Here is an 18,201-nt window from a genome sequence, read left to right as displayed (position 1 = left end):
GGTTGTCGGCAGCAGCGTGACGGCTCAGGAGTTCGTCCGCAGACCGGCCCGGATTTTCAAGGCAATTTTGCGGACCCGGGCCATGATCGCATCCTCGTCCAGGGTTGCTAGGCCGCGATTGCGCATCACGATGCGTCCATTGATCAGCACTGTGTCCACGTCCGAACCCGAAACAGCATAGGCCAGGTGGGAATATTCATCGTACAGGGGGGTCAGATGGGGCTTGTTCATGTCGATGATGCAGACATCCGCCTTCATGCCGGTCTTGAGGACGCCGATTTGCCGGTCCAGGCCAAGAACCTGGGCCCCCTCGCGGGTAGCCATGCCGACCACCGTCTTCGCGGACATGACCACGGGGTCAAGCAACGCCGATTTATGCAGCTTGGCCGCGGTGTCCATTTCCTGAAACATGTCCAAATTGTTGTTGCTGGCGCAGCCGTCCGTGCCCAGGCCCACGGGAATGCCCTGTTCGCGCATGGCCGGGACCGGGGCCACTCCTGAAGCCAGTTTCATGTTGCTTTCGGGATTATGAACCACCTTGCAGCCATGATCAGCAAAAATCCGCATGTCTTCATCATCCATGGTCACGCAATGAAACGCGAAAAAACGCTCGTTCAGCGCGCCGATCTTCTTGAGAAACATTGTTGGCCGTTGTCCCAGTTTTTCCAGGAGCTGTCTGGACTCGGCCCCGTTTTCCAGAAGGTGGGTCGCCAGGGGGGCCTGATATGCATCGGCCAGGGCCGTGGCCGATTTCCAGAGATCAGGCGAGCACGTGTAAAGAGAGTGGGGTTCGATCATGACGTTCACAAGCGGATCGTCGGCCCATTTCTGAAGCATTTTTTCCGTGTAGGCCAAGCCTTCCTGGGAGGTTTTGGCGTTGGGCGAGGGAAAGTCGAACAAGGCTTCGCCGATCACGCAGCGCATGCCGGCCTGTTTAGCGGCTTTGGCGGTCTCCTCTTCAAACAGATACATGTCTGAAAAGGTCGTGGTTCCGGATCGGATCATTTCCGCGCAGGCCAGCAGGCTGCCCCAGTAGACCAGTTCCGGATCGACGTTGTTGGCCTCGGCCGGAAAGATATAGTTGTTCAGCCAGTCCATAAGTTCCATGTCGTCCGCGATGCCCCGGAAGCAGGTCATGGCCGCATGGGTATGGGCGTTGACCAGCCCCGGCATGATGATGGAAAGGGGCATGTCGATGACCGTGTCCGCCGTGAAAGAGCGCGACAGATCCTCCTTGTGCCCCACGGCGATGATATCCGGGCCGTGAATGGCCAGGGCACCGTCCGGGATTGTCGTGTCCGCTTCGTCCATGGTCAGGACTGTCCCGCCCTTCACCAGGATGTCGATGTGTCGCATGGGGAGTTCCTCGCTCAAGATAATCCGATTTCGATTCCTTCATCCGCGGCTTCTGGACACCGCACCATCAATCATCAAGCATGACCGGCAACTCACATCCGGCCTGATCCGAGCCGACGCCGACCTCGCGGCTTGAAGCAGGCTCGGGAATACCCGAAGAAAATCGTCCCACGGATGCATGAAGGAATCCCTCGCCAGGAGTGATTTCAGGGGAGCAAGCCTTGACCAAAATGGAAAATGGAAGGGGAGGCAAAGAAAAGGTCATGCTTTCGGACGGACTGTTAACGAGGCATTGATAGGCATGTCAATGTGTTTGCTAAGAGGACTTTGAAGTGGTCCCGGTTCTTTGGACAGCTTAGCGGCTCTCTTAAGGTGGAGGCATAGTTTCGTTTATGCCGCTTGCCTCTCCCCGTAATTCCAGATGGTTCACCATGGACCGGAAAGGGCGTTGCCCTCCTCCGATCGGCTTTGATATGCCTTTGGCAAGGATGGTTCATTCTGACGGAAAACCATGTTGACACTTTCCGGGTACCCGACATTCATTCCGGTGCCGAGTAGGGGCGGTTCGCGAACCGCCCCTACGGATGGCCATGCATCCGCATGGGGTTGCCCAAGGTGCCTATCGGCCGTCAGCTGCCAACCTGTTCTGAACCACCCCCTTTGCCATTGCCGAAAAGCAGGGCTATCTTTTGTCCTGACGTGGGACCTTTAACTCGTGCGCATGAAGATTCTCATCCATCCGGTTCATCCCCTTTTAAAGCTTCGGCAAGACGCACATCCACCTGCAAGCAAATGGCCGGGTTGGAGCAGCGTACGTAGTAGCGCGCGCGGCGAATACGGGGCTTTCCCGCGACCGTTTGTTCGGCTGTTGCTGATGATCATGGCTGGACTGCTGCTGGTGGTTGTATCGAGTGGCATGAGTGAATCACTCTCGCTTGAGGTGATTCCAGCTCCTGATGGCGCGATATCAGGCCAGCCTGGATCGATGTTCGCCTTCCCTTTGCTGGGGGATCAGACAAACCTCGATGACATTTTGCAGGATATGACACTCCCTGCGTCGAATGAAACGCAGGAGTCTGGTAGGGATCAGAATGGCGATCAAAAAGAAATTGACGATTTTGTTTTTGTAAAAGATAAAGGCACGAAAAAATATGGGGGAAGTGTTTACCGGGGTGTGGTTGATCGAGACAGTCGCTTGGGAGAGGCGTCCGGTGACACGGGGCATGATCCTTCAAGCGGGCCTGAGATGCACCTGCCTGAGTATACGGTCCAGGAGGTGCCCGCCAAGTTGGGGAGCATCAGTGTAAGAAGGGCGGATACGCTTTCGGGCATGGTCCAGATTGTCTACGGAACGCCCCAGGGGCCATTCCTGGGCCTGATGAACAAGGCCAACCCCGAAGTTGAGGATCTGGATACGGTCGCCCTGGGCACGCAACTTGCCTTTCCGTCCCTAAGCCCCAGGATGATTGAGTCGCCCGTAGAGGGCTTCTGGCTGAGCCTTGGCAGGTTTCCCAGCCTGGAGCAGGCCTATCGGGAACTGGCCTGCGTAACCCAGGCAGGCCAGGGACAGTGGGTGCTGCTGTCCGGCTACTCTGCCGCAAGAGGCTTGTACTTTGAAATCCTGGACCCGCGGGTGCATTCCCGCGAAGCAGATGCCTGGACAGCCGCGGACCGCCTGCACCAAGCCCTGGGCGTACCCGTTGAGGTAGTCTCCAACTGGTGGAAAGGGGTTTTGTTCTTGACGGACCAGCCGGCCAGGAACCTGGCCACTGTGTCAGTGACCGCCAACACGGGACTGGATACGCCTTCCACGGAGAATGTCCAGGAAGAGCTGCCTGCCGGGGAAGAGTCGCCCGCCTTGGAAGAGCCAGCTGTACTCCAAGAGCCGCCTGCTCCGACAAAGCCAGTCAAGCAAACTCAACTGGCAGAGGCTCTGCCGATGCAGGTCCGCCTCGGCCCGTCCAGACCGGCAATCTTCCGAACCGGCGCTCCGGCTTGGCTCTATTCCTTGCTGGCCGAGGGGATCATCCGCGACTACACCATGCGCGCCCCCGGCCGGGCTTCGGAAGGCACCGGACGCTTCCAGGCTGGGTTCATCCAGGTGGTGGCCCATGTCCGCCGGGACCTGGCGGACGCGGAGGCGGACCGGTTTGTCCAGTACGGCTGGCCGGTTTCAGTGTTTTCCACGGACATTGACGGCCGGATCTATCACCGAATGCTCGTGGGTCCGTTTGCATCTCCCCAGGAGGCCTTGGATGTCCGGGCATTAGCCAAGCAGACCGCGACAGCCCTGGAATCCATCAAGATCCTGATGGAGCAGGGTAGCGTTAAATCTCTTGAAGGCCCTGGTGAAGCTGGCCAGATCGTGCTCTCCGAGGTCAAAGAGGTTGAGCAGGTGGCTACGTTGCTGGAGACCTTCGGTTGGCCGTTGCTGGAAATCGAGGGCCAGGCCATACGCATCGCGCCGTTTCCGGACGAGCAGGGCGCTGAGGAATACCGGCAGCGCGCCCTGAATGGGATGGGTTGGGGGCCGAAACTAGACTTGCTGGAGGAGCTTTAGCTGAGGGGATGGGCTCTTTGCATTGCTGGAAGAATCAGCCGAAAGATATCCAATCGGGTGGAGGAATTCCTCATGGAAGCTTCAGCCGTCTGGACTGAAAAAAGCCCATCTATCCGGATTATCCGGACAGATGGGCTTTGATATGTGTCTCATGTCCGATTTGTCCGGACATACGCACTGTCTTTCAGGCGGTACTTTGCTCAAATTTCAGGATCAGTGGGCCGTCATTCTCCGGCGTACCGCAAGCAGTCCGGCTAAACCAATGCCCAGCAGGAGCAGGGTGCCGGGCTCGGGGATGACCATGCTTTGGAGTAATACATCATTGGCACAATTTTGGGTCCAGCCAATAGTAATTTCGCTTATGCCTGATAAATCAAGATTCAGGTTTGAAAAGGTGATTATCGTAGATCCCCAACCAAGCAATCTTGGGAGGTTGTTGGAGTCGAGTATGTCGGTATACGCGATTTGCGATGAGGGGTTGAAAGCTATCGGATGGTCAAATCTGCCATTCGTCCAATTACTCTCCAAATAACCTGAATCAGGTGCTAAAGTACCCGTTCCAGGTCCAAGAATAGGGAGGGGGGCGTCAATTTGGTACACATGTTCAGCGGCTATGTCATTTCCTGGTAATTCCCCATACCAATATTGGTAATTATCTTGATCTTTTATCGTGTGGTCCCAGAAATTGAAAGCGTAATTCCAATAGCCGTCTGCTCCCAAGTCAATAAACAGATCTCCAGGGCGAAGAAAGTTCCACAAATTGGGAGATGCCCCCCCTCCCCAACTCTCAAACTCAATTTCTATAGATGCCAATCTGTTATTATCAATGTTTACACTTCCCCCTACGATGTTCGGGTTCCATATGACATCTTCAGTATTGTCACCAAGATAACCAGCACGCTGTGTTTCCCAGCCTGGCCAAATGATGTTGTCGTCGTTGAAGTGAACGGTCAGCGCCTGTGCCGACGCGAGAGTCCATAAAAACAGGATTGTAGCAAACGCGAAGATGAGGGATACCCTTGTCAGTTTTTTCATGATATTGCTCCTTGCCGTTTGGGAACGTAAAAAATTAGACATTCGCAACAATTATGCAATATTTGTTCCAGAGCCCGGAGGCCATCGGCAAAGCCGATAGTTTATAATGTTTGAACCGCTCAAAGCAAAAAAACAGGAGCTGCCTAAAGGTGACTACCGTCTATCAGCTTTAACTGCTTAAGCCTCTAATCTTCTTTATCCTGATGCTGAATATTCAAAGTCGAAGCGAATTGGCTGTTCAGAGGACGCAAAATGTTCTTTGGCGATGTTCGGTGGCATGGGGCCAGCCAGGAATTACCGGTGAAACTCCTCGGCGCTCATGCTCAAACGGTCGACTCCATGGTCCGTCCAGACGACGCGGCGCTTCTGCCCCTGAAACGCCTCTCAATCTTGGTGCCCTATCAGCGGATGCCGGGCGGTTCAGGCTGCGGAAGCAAGGTTCGGGCCGGTGCGGGAAAGAACGAATTCCGCTATGGCCAATGCGCGTCGCCTGCGCAGCTTCTCCTTGGGGCGCTCCAGCAAAACCCTGATTTCCTTCGTAAATTTAATGCAACCCATCAGCTCGATCCATTTCTCAAGGTCTTCGTGTTCCGCGGGGGTCAGGGTGGTCTGGGCGTCATAGGCTGCCAGGAAGCCGTCAAACCGGGAAAAGTCGGCCAAGTGGATGTACTTCTCCGCCAGGGAGAATTCAAAGGCACCGTCAATGATGTCGGCCATGCGCGGGCCAAAGTAGGCGTTGTTGAAATCGAAGAAAAAAACTTGACCTTGTTCACTGATGATCAGGTTCTTGGGCGTGACGTCGCCGTGATTGTGCACGCAAGGGCTGTTGGCGTACATCCTGGCGCGGTATTCGCCTGGATTGTATCGGTTGACCAAGGGGATCAGCGCCTTGAAGGCCTCAGCGATCTCCCGGCCCGGCAGGGTGTTCTTGAGGTAGGAGGAGAACTGCGGCAGCCAGATCATGCAGATGTCGTCGAAGGTGAACGCCTCATCCAGAGCCAGCGGTTGTTCCATCTGCACGCCGTGGATGCGGGCCAGGGCAGGGCCGATTGTTTCCAGCGGATATTCCGGACGCTGCTGCGCCGTGCCTGGGATGCGCTCGAAGAGCAATGCCGGAAAGCCGTTGACAACGACATGTTCGTCTTGTGACGGAAGAACGCCCGCGGTGGGAATGCCGCGCTCCTTGAGCTGGGAAACCAGCTTTTTTTCGTATGCGACATGTTCCGCCACGCGAGAACGACTGTAGTTGCCGGAAACCTTGAACAGTTTGAGAATCAGGCTCTGATTGTCCGCGAAAATTTTGTATAAGGCGTTTTCCGTGGAAACAATCATCTTTTCCACGATGACATTGGAAAAGCCGTATTGCTCGGTGATGATCCCGGCGATTCTCTCCTCATCTTTCCCGCGATACGTGATCCCGTCTCGGGATCGGTCGTAAACGCATTGTGCGCCGAATTTTTTCAGGAAAGCATCCCTGTCCTGGTGATTGCCCCGGGACGGCAAAAAAACATAGGCATCCACCAAGTGTTCGGTGAATTGGATGTGCGGATAGCGCGCTTGCCATTCGCCCCAGTCATCCGCGAACGGAATCTGCCCCATGTGATAGACAGGGCATCCATGGGAGGACTGCGCACTGTAGAGATGCCAATGGCCCGAGAGATCCTGTTCGTGTGCCGGGTTGATCTCCACCAGGATATCCACATCTGAGCCGAGCTTGGCCAGCCTGCCGTGCACAAAAGGGGTATGGTAGCGCCCCATGTCTCCGCGCTTGGCCGAACCCATCAGATGGACCTTGTCCACGGCGATACAGGAGGCGACCTCTCTGGCCAGAAATTCGTCGACCTTTTTGCGCAGCTCCTGCTGTGCGGTGGTGGCAAAGGGTTCCTTGGTCGGCTTGACAAAGGTCAGGTCAAGTCCGGCAAGAAGAGTGCTCCAGGCTTTGTACAAGCTCGCGGCGTCCTGCTTGCCGCCGTGCGGGGTGACATTGTAGGGGAAAACAACCTGTTGGCTGGTTCGGGCGTAGAGCCAAAGCTGGGGATCAGTTTCCACATGCAGACTCTTCCCGGAGACCAGGGCAGAATACAGATCAAGCACTTGGCACTTGATCAGGTTGAGTTCATCCGGATTGATGACAGCGCTGTTCCTGGACAAAAAGTCGACCAGCCTCTCTGTCCTGCTGAGCCCGTTGATTCGTTTATAGTCCCGGGCCGTGTATTGGACGTCGTCCGTGACAACCACGGTCAGGCGCGGGCCGATGTAGCGTACTTCCTTGTCTCGCTTCTCTTTTGCAAAGCCGATATAGCCAAAGATGTCCCGGACTTTGGCTAAATGGTGTTTGGCAACGGAGATGGCCAACACTTTGCCGGGCTGGTTGCCGGCACTGAGCATGAAATCGATTTCATTGGCCCTTAAAAGGTCCTCCACTTCGTGATATGCGGACGCATAGGGGGTGTCCAGATCAATGTCCTTGAAGGCCTGGACCAGGGCGCGGAATTCGTCGGGGTCGATCAGGATCTTATAGTTTCTGTAATGGAGGTGATAGCCGTCGCCGCATTCTTCCAGGGAGAGTTTGCGGGGATTGTATTTCACGTCGTGCCGCAGACGAGATTCCGTCCATATGCGAACATCTTCCTGATTGGCATTGGGCAGCATGCCGTCCTGGTATTCATTTTCCCGAATCAGGGCGAGGAGTTCCCGCGATTGCCGGGTAAATACCGCCACGATGTCTTCAAACTCTCCGCGGCTCAATTCCAGACGCAGATCGCGGAAATGGATATGAATGTTTTCCTCCATGTCCAAAAACATGTTGCGGTGACGCGGGGTGTTCAGGAGATCACCCGAGAACAGTAAGCGTTTTATTACCCCCATTAGCAAATAATCCCCATACTTATTTTCGCAAACAAAATGCTCCTGAACGCCTTCAGAGAAAAAAAGCCGGGCCGCGAAACATCGCAACCCGGACCATGGCGGGTCAGCGAACTCCTTCTATGCGACGTCCGAATCCCCTCCATTCTCGACTGACGGATCAAACGAGAAATCAGGCGCAGGCGTGGTCTCTACAAGGTGAAATCCATCGAGAAACGAGTCATGTCCATGATCATGAACCGTGATCTGCACGTCCCAGCTCATGGCGTCTCCGTCCTCCCGCACTTCCAGGATCACCTCGTCGGCATTCCAGGCAATGCCCTCCAACCCGGAAATGCCATGTTCCGAGAAGACTTCATCTGAATCGTCCTGGACATCATTTTCCAACTTATCTAAACTTCTTGCGGACCTTGGCTTTGTTGGCGTTGTGGCAGTTGTTCCGGTTGTAACCGTTGTTCCGGTTGTAACCGTTGTTCCGGTTGTAACAGTTGTTCCAGTTGTAACCGTTGTTCCGGTTGTAACCGTTGTTCCGGTTGTAACAGTTGTTCCGGTTGTAACAGTTGTTCCAGTTGTAACAGTTGTTCCAGTTGTAACAGTTGTAACAGTTGTAACAGTTGTTCCGGTTGTAACCGTAGTCGGTGTTGTCGGAGTTGTTATTGTAGTCGGTGTTGTTGGTGTGGTCGGTCCTGTAGGCGTGGTCGGAGTATCCGGCCCTTCGGGGGCGTCGAGCAATTCCGGTCCGGTCGGCGTCGTCGGAGTTTCTGCCCCCAATGGCGTTACTTCATCCGGCTCGGTGGGTTCTGCGGGAGCTTGCCTTGGGGTGGGTTGTTCGGGTCGGTCGATTTCAGCTGCGGGGAGGGGTTGATCTAGCGGAGGGACCGGGTCTTGTTGGCCCACACTGGTGGTTTCAATAACCGGCAGTGGCTGTCCTTCTTCGATGTCCTGGGGGGGGACTTCTGTATCCTGGTCGGCGAATCCGGTATCTTCGTCCGGCACCTCACGCAGAGTCTCATCAACAGGCGGAGCTGCCTGCACGTTCTCCAGGCCGCTTTCTTCAACCTGATCAGGGGTGCTGTCGTCAGGCTCGGGACCGGTATCAGTTGTTCCTTCCTGCGCTTGGGCCAGGCTGGTCAATTCATCAAATTGGACCGCTTCCTGGGAAGTGGGAGTGCCGGTGGATTCGTTTTCGTTCTCTGCCATGTCCATTCCCCCTGACTGCAATTTGTCGTGGTATTTTAAAATTATTGATGTTTGCTGTCAGTATTTAGGGATCGGAAGCAGAGTCGTCAATCCGTCCATAAGTTATAGGTTGGTTGTTTGACCGTATTGTTGATAGCTGCATTACCTTTCTCCGAAAGAGCGGTCGATAATGTCCGTCACCGGGGTGAACAAATAGCCGAGAAAGGTCTTCTCGCCGGTGATGATTTCGGCCTCAACGCTCATGCCTGGCAGGATTTGAAAACGTGTGGGATCCGTGCCCACATAGGGCCGGGTCAGTTCGATCCATCCTCGAAAGAAAGGATCGCCGCCCGGAGTCACGACATTGGTCGCTGAGATGCGGCGCAGCACCCCCTCGGTGTTGCCGAATCGGCGATAGTCATAGCTGGTGACCCGTATCCTGACGTTCTGGCCGATCTTGATGTGACCGATGTCCCGCGGTGCAATCCGGACTTCGGCTTCCAAAGGCACATCCGTGGGTACGATCCGCATAAGCACGGCCCCAGGCTGCACCACTTGACCGGTGGTCAATACCTGCAGGTCCTGGATAAGACCGCGTTCCGGCGAGCGGACTTCGAGGCGGGAGACCCTGGCCCGTAGGCGCTGCAGGGTCTCCTCCACCTCGGCCAGTTCAGCCCTGACTACGCCTCGCTCGCTCAGGGCGTCGCGGCGGAACTGGTTGGCGGCGTCCTCCAGCCTTATGCTGGCCTCGGTCAACGTCTCGTCGATGAAGATAATCTCCTCTTCGATCCGTTCCACTTCGCCATCAGCAGTAACCTTGGCCCGCCTCGTTTCCACAAGTTCGGTGCGAGTGATGAGTTGCTGCCTGCCCAGTTCCTCGCGCATGTCCAGTAATTCAGCGACGTGCTTCTGGTGATCGCGTGCCGAGGCCAGGGCTTTCTCCAACTGGATCAACCTCTGGCGCGCTTGTTCGACCTGGCTGGTGATGACTGCCAAGGATGATTCGCGCACAGCGACCTGCTTGTGGTAGATCTCAAGCTGGTCGTGAATTAAATGCATGTGGGGCGTGGTGAGGATGGTGTATTCCGTGGTCTGCTCATCTCCTTCAAGTCGAAAGGCCGCAGGGAGGCGGGAGGGGACGAATTCCGGAACCCGGTTCTCCGCAAAGGCCAGCAGCCGTTCAGCGCGCAAGGACAAGGCCATCCAGCGGGCTTCCATCTGCTGAAGGTCGGCCGAGGCCTGTGAACCGTCCATGAGCAGAAGGGTCTGTCCGCGTTCCACCAAATCGCCCTCGTCGACATGAATCTCTGCAATCTCCCCGCCGTCAAGATGCTGGACAATCTTGGTTTGCCCTATGGGGATGATTTCTCCGGGCGCCCGGGCCACTTCCGTAAGCTTGGCCGTTGAGGCCCAGGCCAGAAACAGCAAGACCATGAGGAAAATGAGGGTCAGCAAGGGTTTGACATATCCTGGAATGAGCCTTTCCTCGATCTGCTCGGCCTCGGATAAGAGGCGGCTTTCTCGAACGCCCAACTTCGGACTTGACTGTGTCGCCTTGCCAGGATCGGCTTTTTGATTCGTCTTCATTTGTTCAGCTCCGCCATAACGATCTCGTTGATTTGGTCAAATGGTCCAATTTTTTTAACCACGCCGTTTTCCAGGTAGATGACCGCATCGGCCAAACGCATGTGACTGGGCCGCTGCGACACAAGAACCAGGGTGGAACGCCCCTTGAGATACTCAATACATCGAGTCACTGCCTGGTCTCCTTGTTCATCCATGCCGTTCCCAGGCTCATCCAAGAGCACCACTGGGGCCGGCTTGAGCATGGTCCTGGCCAAAGAAAGACGTTGTCGAAATCCGTTGGGCAGTTGATCGACCTGATTGTTGGAAATTCTTGTCCGCAGGCCTTCAGGCATGGACTCGGCATCGTTGAACAGCCCGGCCATATGCAGGGCCCAGCAGAGATCCTCAGATGAAGCGGTGGGGTTTGCGAGGCGCAGGTTCTGTTCAATGGTTCCGTAGAAGATCTCGCAATTCTGGGGCATGTAACTGATCTGGGACCGTAAATCCACTACGGGTATCTGCCGTAAATCCACATTGTCCAGGCGAACCGCTCCGGCTTGGGGAGTGTAGGCTCTGGCGATCAATTTCAGCAATGTGCTTTTGCCCGCGCCATTGGCCCCTGTAATGGTGACCATGCGCCCCGGACTTACGGAAAACGTAACCCCCAAAAGGGCAGGTTCCGCATCATTGGAATATCGGAAGGAAACTCTGGTGAAACTTACGGCTCCCTTGGCCGGAGGTCTGCGGGTTCGATGAGCAATGCCGCTGTCTTCCGTGGGCAGTCGCATCAGGGAGTCCAGCTGGCGGGTTGTGGAGGAAACCCTGATCAGGGTTGTCGCGGCCATCAAGGTGTTTTGCATGGGGCCGGTAAGACGCCAGACAATAATCATCGTGGCAATAACCGCACCCGTGGACATCCAGCCGTTCATGGCGCCGACAATGGAGACGCCAAGCACAATGACTCCAGTGGCCATTCCGATCAATCTGGCAATACTCGAGATTTTACTGTTCAACCAGGATGTCCGGAACGAGTCCAAGGCGCTGTGTCCGCTTACGTCCCGGAATCGCTTCAGCCAGAGGGAGACCGCACCCGCGGCACGCAGGGCATGCAGGCTGGAAACAGCCTCCATCAGGAATTCCCAGCGCTTTCCAGCCCATTTTGCGGAGTTCTGGATTTGGAGCTTCTGTGGACCCTGAGAGATCATGCCCAGGATGAAAAAGAGAAGGGCGGAAACCCCGATTACCGGCAGGGCCCAGGGATTCAGAAAGGCGATGGCTATGACCAGAATCAATGTTGAAGGCAGCTCAAAGACCAGGTTGGCCAGGGGGCCGAGAAAAAACTCCCGCAGATTTTCAAAACTACGCAGCCGCATTGCCTGGCGGGCAGGGGAGGGACTCTGGGTGGCGCTGACCGGTAATTCCATGATCCTCTGGAATGTGGCATTGCCGATAAGGTATTCGGCCCTGCCGGCCATGAAAGAGATCATCCGGAGCTTCAGGCGTTGGAGAAACCAGCCGAGGGTCATGGCAATGACCACTCCCGCGAGCAAATACAGTCCCATTCTTACATCACCTGTCGGCAGCACGCGATTATACATGGCCATCACGAAAAGGGGCGGAGCCAGGGTCATCAACGTCCCGAGCACGGTGATCAGGAAAGTCAGGGCGATGTGCCGCTTGAAGCGTCCAGCCAGGGTTCTGAGCCAGCCTCTGCCCTGGGCATCAGCTTGATCATCTTTTTCTTGCGGACGAAATACGAAGATGTCCCCCTGCATTTCAGACGGAGTGAGCAGGGCTTTCGCGTTGTGTTGACTGTCGAAAATCTGCAGACGGCCGTCGCTTTGGCGTTTCAGGACGACCTGGGCCGGATGAGCGGCAGGGGCAAAGAGGCAAGGGAAAAAGCGTTCGTCAACGTGGGTGAGTTTTTGTCGGAATCTGACGACATCGAATCCCAGGTTGGCCATGATAGAGCGGAGCCCGGTGATATCCAGGCTGGGCGACATGTGTGGAAGAGCCTCTGTCAGTTCTTTTGGACTGCCATGCCAGTCCAGCGACTCAAGGAGAGGCTGCAGACAACGGGATAAATCAGATTCTTCGCTGAAGAATGCATTTAAATCAACGAATTGGTTTTCCCCTTGAGGTGAGGTGTATTCGGGGGATGAAGCCAGACATCGCGTCGCTTCTTCAAGTGTTCCGGCGTTGTGATTTTGGTTCACGGAACCATCAACGAGCAGGCCGTTTTCGAGAGTGTAAACGTGGTCCGCCAGAGTAAGCAGGGATGGACGGTGGGTTACCAATATTATGGTCCGTCGACCTTTATCCTCGGCCAGAAAGGCTCGAATGAGGCGATCGCCCTCCAGGTCCAAGCTGATATTCGATTCATCAAACAGGATGACGCTGGGATCCTTGATCAGGGCGCGAATGATCGCAACACGTTGGCTCACACCGACAGGGAGCGACGGAGCATTGCTGTCAGTTACAGGGGTGTCGTAGCCCAGCTTCATGCCGGACACAACGCGATCGAGCCCCAGACGCTGCGAAAGGGCCAGCGCGGCATGCTCCAGAGAGGGGTCGAAAAAAGTCATGTTTTCCATGAGGGTGCCGGAAACCAAAGTGCCTTGCTGGGGCAGGAGGGAGATTTCCCGGGCCACGCTTTCCGGGTCGAACTCAGTGAGAGGGCGTCCATCCACAAGAACCTTGCCGGAATCAGGCCTGGTGATGCCGTTGATCAATGACAGAAGGCAGGATTTGCCGCTACCGCTTTCTCCCCGGATGGCAACGCACTTACCGGCGGGGACATGCATGTTGAGGTCTTTAAAAAGAACGTCTTCGCTGTCTGGAGAGCGAGTCAAGGCGACGTTTTGCAGGGTGATGGAATCGCGTACCGGTTGAAGCTCGGGTTTTTCGTCTCCGGCTTCAAAGGGCAGTTCCATCACCTTGTCTAGACGCTGTTGGGCGTCGATAAAGGACTGGTAGCGCAACCAGACGGAAAGACTGCGCCTGAGCGGCTGCAAGGCGCGAACAGAGAGCATCATGCAGGCGGCAAGACCGCCAGGAGTCATATTCCCGGCAAAAACAGCAAACCCGCCAAAGGAAATGATGGCCACGATCATGATCTGGGTAAAGAACAGCCCCTGGTTTGAGGCCAGGGCACTGCCGTAAGCCACCTCGGCGCCGTGAACGACATTGCCTTCCTGGAGTCGTTCATAGCGGCGTTGCATCAGCCTCTCCATGCCGAGCATCTTGACGGAAAAAATACCCCGCAATGTTTCATTGAGAAAATTGTGACGGCGATCGTCCTGGACAGTGCGCTGCTGATGCTGCTCACGCAGCCAGCGACCGGTTCCCAGGGCTATCAGGCCAAAGAGGAGCAGAAAAATCATCGGCACGAGAATCAATTCCCCTCCTATGAACCAGATCAGGCCGAGGAAAAGGATGATAAAGGGCAGATCAAAGAGGACGAGCAACGCTTGGCCCGAGTAGAACGCGGAGACCTTGGTGGTGGAGAGCAGCCGGTCCACATGCACACCTGGTTCTTCCCGGCGCAGCAGGCCAAGCGGGGCGCGCAGCAACCTTTCAAGAGCTCTGGAGGTCTCGGTATGCTCGAATCTTGCACCGATCCACCCTGTTACACGGGCATTCAGCAAACGAAGAATTTCTTCAAGGGTGAGCGCGACAAAGACCCCGGCAAGGAGGAGAATCAATGTTTCAATAGAGCGGTTCACGATCACCCGGTCAAACAACTGCAGGATGGTCAGGGGAAGAGCCAAGGCCAGGAGGTTGGCAAGGAAGCTGGAGATGGCCAGGCCGGGGAGCGCGCGACGCAGATCCGGAGATTCGAAGATGTGCCGGAAGATCCGGACAAGTCGAGGCTCTCGGGCCGTCATGTCCTGCTTGGTCCCAGCTTTTCGTGTTTCTGGAGCATGGGCAGGGGAGGAGGGAGCCGAGAGAGACGGAGTGTCAATTGGGTTCATGGCTTCACCACCTCACAGCGTCGTTTTGCTCGTTGCAGTTCTTCACACACGGCTTCGGCCTCTGCCTCGCTTTCCATGGGAGCCAGCCGCAAGCGATACCAGATGACGGGTTTTTCCTCACCGGTCCGCTCAACACCGCTTTCCACGGGATAGAGCAAGCGTCCGGCCATGATCTCCGGTTGATGGAGCCCCAGGTCGCGTGCCGCCGCTGCTGCTGCTGCCCGGTCGTAAAGTCCGCTGAGTTCGACGGCCCAAACACTTTCCAGGGCGTCCTCCTCATCCCAGGCAACATTTGACTCATCAAGCATTGATGGCTGTTCAGCCAAAATCGTTCCCCCCGCGACCAGCAAGTCGACCTCCGGACGTTGACCTTTGCCGGGCAAGGGGCCGCTGACCTCCACTCCACCACCAAGCGCTCGAAAGAGACGAATCAACCCCTTGTGCCGCTCCAGGCGAACCTGGAGGCGCTCGTCAAGGTTGCGATGGTGGGTTCGTTCCGTGATCAACAAGGTCAGGTAATCGGCGGCCTGCAATCCATACATGGTTTGGCTGTACTCCAGGGCCAAGGCGGAAGCTTCGCAGGCAACATCCAGGGCATCCAGACGCTGTTGAGTTCGACGCAGGGTGACCAGGGCGTCCTCCACCTCGCGGGTTGCATCATAAAGGGTCCGAACGTAGAGCTCGACCAGCTCCTCGAAGCGGGCTTTGGCGTATTTTTCTTCCCCCTTGCGCACACCGCCGTCGAAAATAGTCGCGGTGAGGCTTGCTATGGCATTGTAAGCCAGGCTGTGGGGCATGAACCACTCGGAGAAGTGGCGGCTCCCGTAACCGATTTGCGCCGTGAGATCCAGGGGAGGGAGAATCCTGGCCCGAGCCACGTCAATATCTGCATCCGCAGCCAGGAGGTCGGCTTCGACGGAACGGATATCAGGACGCCTGAGCAAAAGGCTGGAAGGAACTCCGGGAATCACGGCAGGCAGGGCAAGGCTGTCCAGGGTTTCGCCGGTAGTTTCGAAATCCGCCGGTATGAGTCCGACAATCCTGGATAACCTGTGCTGGATTTCTTCACGCTGGAGTTCCAGTTCCGGAATGACGGCCTTTACGCTGTAGACGGCGGAGCGCTGTTGTTCATAGTCCAGCCGGGTGGCGTCGCCCTGATTCAGGCGTCGCTCAACCGACTCCAGCATTTCCTCCACGACCCGCTCCGTTTCTCGGGCGATGCGCAACCTGTCCGTCAGGGAAAGATATTCGGCGTAGGCCGTAGCGACATCGGCAACCAGATTCATCTGAATGATGTCATGGTCAAAAGTGGCTTTCCACATTCGATATTCCGCGGCTTCGGCCAAGGCCCGTCTCTCGCCCCAAAGATCAAAGCGCCAGTCGCCGCGAATGCTGGCTTCGAAAATATTATGGCTTTCCACAGCTGTCCCACGAGGGTTGTCGCCCATACCTTGCTTCGGAGCTTCCACGCCGACCCGGGCAGGTATGCTCACCGTTGGCCATTGTCCGCCAACAGCCTGCCCAAACCGGGCCTGGGTATGGGCCACGCGGGCCGAGGCAATCCGCAGGTCCTGGTTGCGAGCCAGAGCAATGTCCACTAACCGGTCCAGTTCCTCGTTGCCCAAAGCCCTCCACCATGTGGGCAGGATGCCTTCCAGGGGAGTTTCGGAGAGCGGGGCGGAGAGTTTCTCGTCCACGGACGGCATTTGAAGAAACGTCGTCGGCATGGGGACTTCGGGAACGTCGTAGACATCTCGCTTGGCTGCACATGCTGTGACAAGGAACAGGACAAGGGCCAGAAGAAAAGAACGGGACAGGAAATGCGTACTGGTCATGGTTCCATTCCAAGGTACTGGATTACACTGTGGAACATCGGATGAACAAAACCGATGCGATGCTTTTCAGAGATAAAAAGGACGCCTTTCTTGATAGCCTCATCCACGCTGGCCTTAACAAAGTGCTCTTCCTCGTTCAAGGAGTGAACCAAATCTTGCAGGATGAGGCCCTTCGGTTTTGATGCGACAACGCCCAACATGCGGCGATCAAGGGCAGCCTGGTCCAGGTTGGCGGTAACAAGCAAAAGCAGGTTCAGCGGCAAATATTTTCTTGATTGATTGTTCTTTGAAGCCAATGAGGCCACAGTCAGGTGGTTGCGAGCCATTTCCAGGGCATAACGGGGATTGCCCCCGGCCAGTGCGGCAATGCTTCGAGAAATCTTGGGCAAACGGTCATCATCTCGTACAGCATCTTCAGAAACCACGTTTAAGGCCAACTCCTCAATTTCACCTATGTCCAGGGAGGGCACAAGAAGTGTTTCCTTATTCGTCTGCTTTCTCTGAGCAAGATACATCACTCCCCGGCTGTCAGCAGGCGGAACCATGAGCACCTGTTTTTGCTCCTCGGCCAACCAGTGGGCATCATCAACAACGAGAATATCATGGTCATCGTTTGCAAGGGTCTTGTGAAGCTCCTTCCATGTGCAGGCATGTCTGGAATAAGCGTCCCAGAACGGCTTGGGAGCCATCGACGGCAGACATCGCAAATGGCGGACAGCGTGGCCCGCTTCACGGCAGATGTGCGTGAATTCCGCGCAGAGACGGGATTTGCCGATTCCCGCTTCACCGCCAACAGCGTGTATTTTGGGACTTGGCGACTGAGGGCTTGCGGTCAAAATGTCCCGCAGGTTTTCGAGTTCAGGTTTTCGCCCATAAAAACGAAACGCTTCATTGGATTCATGCCATAGCAGGTCTTGCGGGGCATCTAAAGGCAGTAGCAGAGGAGCGCAGTTCTTGAGGTATGCTCCGCAGAGGCGGAGCAGGTCCATGACCGCGGCATCGAGATGAAGCGTTCCCGGTTCAGCAGTTTGGGCATGCTGACGGGCAAGGACAATGGCGCTGCTGGCAATGGCCTCCCCGGACCAGCCGCCGCGCCTATGCATGCTTGCCACGGCCAAACCTGCGGCGACCCCGCCTTTCAAAGTGCTCCCCGCGGATGTACCGGCTAGCTTTGCAGCTGTTTTCCAGGCTATCTGCAATGCACGCAGAGGCGCGGACTCGCTGGCCTGTTCGATGCCAAGGATTATATCGCATCCGGACTCGCGCCATGGCAGAAAAACGTCACTGGTTTCCTGAGCCTCGACCGCCATGGCTGTTTTCATCGTGCGCAATGACTCGGGAGATCCGGTCTGCATGGTTAAGCTCAACACAATGCATGGCCTCCGCTGCAGGATGATTTCTGACGGACTGAAGGACATTGCCTGGGAAAGCAATGAAGCCTGTTCGTGCCCCCGGGACAGAGCCATGGTGCGCCGGGACACCTTGAGCTTTCGAAAAAGAGCGACCACATGCTGTTTCACGGTGCCGAGGCCTATGCCAAGTTCAAAGGCAATTTCATTGTTGGATTTGCCTAGACGGATAAGCTCTAAAATTTCACGTTGGCGTTGGGAAAGGTTGGATATGGGGGGGCTGCTTTGTGGCAAGGAAAGCTCCGGAGCTGGATCAAATAAATGAAAAGTCGAGCGTTTTTGTCGAGTTAATGAAAGATGTAACTATTATCAATTGTCTTTGCAACCAGCCGGCAAGCTCCTCTTGGCCCAAATCGCGCATCAGACGCCCTAATGAGGTCAAAAGTGTTTTTTTGCGCCCTGGGAGGAAAAAGGCTAATCTG

The 18,201-nt window shown here is 55.9% G+C and carries 9 protein-coding genes; 1 reads left to right on the top strand and 8 read right to left on the bottom strand.

Annotated features, from left to right (window positions below; translation table 11 throughout):
* Nucleotides 1-24 precede the first annotated feature (24 nt).
* Nucleotides 25-1,356 carry an amidohydrolase gene (locus GY33_RS0108220; protein WP_031386871.1) on the bottom strand — a complete coding sequence of 444 codons (1,332 nt, stop codon included), beginning with the start codon at nucleotides 1,354-1,356 and terminating at the stop codon, nucleotides 25-27.
* A 1,246-nt stretch (nucleotides 1,357-2,602) separates the two neighbouring features.
* On the opposite strand from GY33_RS0108220, the gene GY33_RS0108210 reads away from it, so the two are divergent.
* Complete coding sequence (locus GY33_RS0108210) at nucleotides 2,603-3,916, top strand: SPOR domain-containing protein (RefSeq protein WP_031386869.1); 1,314 nt, start codon at nucleotides 2,603-2,605, stop codon at nucleotides 3,914-3,916.
* A gap of 213 nt (nucleotides 3,917-4,129) precedes the next feature.
* Here GY33_RS0108210 and GY33_RS0108205 read toward each other — a convergent pair whose 3' ends face one another.
* The 7 genes from GY33_RS0108205 to GY33_RS21335 all read right to left on the bottom strand — a co-directional run bounded on the left by GY33_RS0108205 (nucleotide 4,130) and on the right by GY33_RS21335 (nucleotide 18,013).
* The gene (locus GY33_RS0108205; RefSeq protein WP_031386868.1) at nucleotides 4,130-4,951 is read right to left on the bottom strand and encodes a PEP-CTERM sorting domain-containing protein; all 822 of its coding nucleotides are present in this window, start codon (nucleotides 4,949-4,951) and stop codon (nucleotides 4,130-4,132) included.
* A 420-nt stretch (nucleotides 4,952-5,371) separates the two neighbouring features.
* Nucleotides 5,372-7,819, bottom strand: a complete 2,448-nt coding sequence (locus GY33_RS0108200; RefSeq protein ID WP_152555140.1) for a phosphotransferase enzyme family protein — start codon at nucleotides 7,817-7,819, stop codon at nucleotides 5,372-5,374.
* Between the two features lie 117 nt (nucleotides 7,820-7,936).
* Complete coding sequence (locus GY33_RS21230; RefSeq protein ID WP_153304582.1) at nucleotides 7,937-9,016, bottom strand: hypothetical protein; 1,080 nt, start codon at nucleotides 9,014-9,016, stop codon at nucleotides 7,937-7,939.
* Between the two features lie 141 nt (nucleotides 9,017-9,157).
* Complete coding sequence (locus GY33_RS0108185) at nucleotides 9,158-10,582, bottom strand: HlyD family type I secretion periplasmic adaptor subunit (RefSeq protein ID WP_031386864.1); 1,425 nt, start codon at nucleotides 10,580-10,582, stop codon at nucleotides 9,158-9,160.
* Entirely contained in the window at nucleotides 10,579-14,535 is a 3,957-nt protein-coding gene (locus GY33_RS0108180) for a peptidase domain-containing ABC transporter (RefSeq protein WP_084184965.1), read from the bottom strand. Before GY33_RS0108180 ends, GY33_RS0108185 begins: the two co-directional genes overlap by 4 nt.
* Complete coding sequence (locus tag GY33_RS0108175; RefSeq protein WP_031386862.1) at nucleotides 14,532-16,370, bottom strand: efflux transporter outer membrane subunit; 1,839 nt, start codon at nucleotides 16,368-16,370, stop codon at nucleotides 14,532-14,534. Before GY33_RS0108175 ends, GY33_RS0108180 begins: the two co-directional genes overlap by 4 nt.
* Nucleotides 16,367-18,013 carry a response regulator transcription factor gene (locus GY33_RS21335; protein WP_031386861.1) on the bottom strand — a complete coding sequence of 549 codons (1,647 nt, stop codon included), beginning with the start codon at nucleotides 18,011-18,013 and terminating at the stop codon, nucleotides 16,367-16,369. Before GY33_RS21335 ends, GY33_RS0108175 begins: the two co-directional genes overlap by 4 nt.
* Nucleotides 18,014-18,201: the final 188 nt, after the last annotated feature.

The organism is Desulfonatronum thiodismutans (assembly GCF_000717475.1).
Taxonomy (GTDB): domain Bacteria; phylum Desulfobacterota; class Desulfovibrionia; order Desulfovibrionales; family Desulfonatronaceae; genus Desulfonatronum; species Desulfonatronum thiodismutans.
The sequence above is the reverse complement of the archived record's forward strand: the minus strand, read 5'-3'. Positions and strand labels throughout refer to the sequence as shown.